This is a genomic window from Streptomyces phaeochromogenes, from assembly GCF_001418655.1.
GTDB lineage: Bacteria > Actinomycetota > Actinomycetes > Streptomycetales > Streptomycetaceae > Streptomyces > Streptomyces phaeochromogenes.
Window position 1 is genome coordinate 1 of sequence record NZ_LIQZ01000479.1, and the last position, 1,731, is coordinate 1,731.

Here is a 1,731-nt window from a genome sequence, read left to right on the forward strand (position 1 = left end):
CACGTCGAGGCGTACTACGCGATCCCCGCCATGGGTGCGATCCTCCACACGCTCAACCTCCGGCTGCCTCCCGAGCAGCTCGTCTGGATCGTCAACCACGCCGCCGACCGCGTGGTCGTGGCCAACGGTTCGCTGCTCCCGCTGCTCGCGCCACTGCTGCCCCACCTCAAGACCATCGAGCACGTGGTGGTCTCCGGCCCCGGCGACCGTTCGCTGCTGGACGGGGCGACGGTCCAGGTGCACGAGTACGAGGACCTGATCGCCGACAAGCCGGAGAGCTACGACTGGCCGGAGTTGGACGAGCGCCAGGCCGCGGCCATGTGCTACACCTCCGGCACGACCGGCGACCCCAAGGGCGTCATCTACTCCCACCGGTCGATCTACCTGCACTCGATGCAGGTCAACATGGCGCAGTCCATGGGCCTCACCGACGCGGACACCTCCCTCGTCGTCGTCCCGCAGTTCCATGTGAACGCCTGGGGCCTGCCGCACGCGATGTTCATGACCGGCGTGAACGTGCTGATGCCGGACCGTTTCCTCCAGCCCGCCCCGCTCGCCGAGATGATCGAGAGCCAGCGCCCGACGCACGCGGCGGCCGTCCCGACCATCTGGCAGGGCCTGCTCGCGGAGCTCAAGGCCAAGCCCCGTGACGTGAGTTCACTGACCCAGGTGACCATCGGCGGCTCCGCCTGTCCCCCCGCCCTGATGAAGGCCTTCGACGAGCTCGGCATGCGCGTCTGTCACGCCTGGGGCATGACGGAGACCTCCCCGCTCGGCACGATCGCGCGTCCGCCGGCCCAGGTGGTGGGCACGGACGAGGAGTTCGCGTACCGCCTCACGCAGGGCCGTTTCCCGGCGAGCGTCGAGGCCCGGCTGACCGGCCCGGGCGGCGAGCGGCTGCCGTGGGACGGCGAGTCGGCGGGTGAGCTGGAGGTGCGCGGCCCGTGGATCGCGGGCGCGTACTACGGCGGCCAGGGCGCCGAAGTCCTGCGCCCCGCCGACAAGTTCAGCGAGGACGGCTGGCTCAAGACCGGCGATGTCGGCACGATCAGCCCCGACGGCTTCCTGACCCTCACCGACCGCGCCAAGGACGTCATCAAGTCCGGCGGAGAGTGGATCTCCTCGGTCGACCTGGAGAACGCGCTCATGGCCCACCCTGATGTCGCCGAGGCCGCGGTCGTCGCCGTCCCGGACGACAAGTGGGGTGAACGCCCGCTCGCCACCGTCGTGTTGAAGGAAGGCTCCGGCGCCGACTTCGAGTCCCTGCGGTCGTTCCTTGCAGGCGAGGGCAAGATCGCCAAGTGGCAGCTTCCCGAGCGCTGGACGATCATCGAGTCGGTACCGAAGACGAGCGTGGGCAAGTTCGACAAGAAGGTGCTGCGCAGGCAGTACGCGGCGGGTGAGCTGGACGTCACCCAGATCTGACGGTCACCGAGGGCGAGCAACAGCCTTCTGTCCGCATTTGAGACATTAAGTGAGTTGGGGCGCTGTTTCACGTGAAACAGCGCCCCAACTCATGTATGCGCACAAGCACTTCTCACGGAACTATCAGTGCTGGGCAGGAAGAGCGCTCAGTTCGTGCCGATGCGTGCCAGCAGGTCCACGATCCGGCCCTGCACCTCGGTGCTCGTCGACCGCTCCGCGAGGAACAGCACCGTCTCCCCCGCCGCGAGGCGCGGCAGTTCGGTCGGGTCGACGGCGGCGGTGTAGACGACGAGCGGGGTGCGGTTG

The 1,731-nt window shown here is 68.5% G+C and carries 1 protein-coding gene and 1 pseudogene; one reads left to right on the top strand and one right to left on the bottom strand.

Annotated elements, in window-relative coordinates:
* Positions 1-1,425 (top strand): long-chain fatty acid--CoA ligase (locus tag AOK17_RS43370; RefSeq protein WP_055618153.1); only part of this gene is annotated, 1,425 nt, incomplete at its 5' end.
* A 146-nt stretch (positions 1,426-1,571) separates the two neighbouring features.
* Here the strand turns inward: AOK17_RS43370 and AOK17_RS54220 are convergent.
* Positions 1,572-1,731: pseudogene (locus AOK17_RS54220) on the bottom strand (response regulator); the annotation flags it as partial.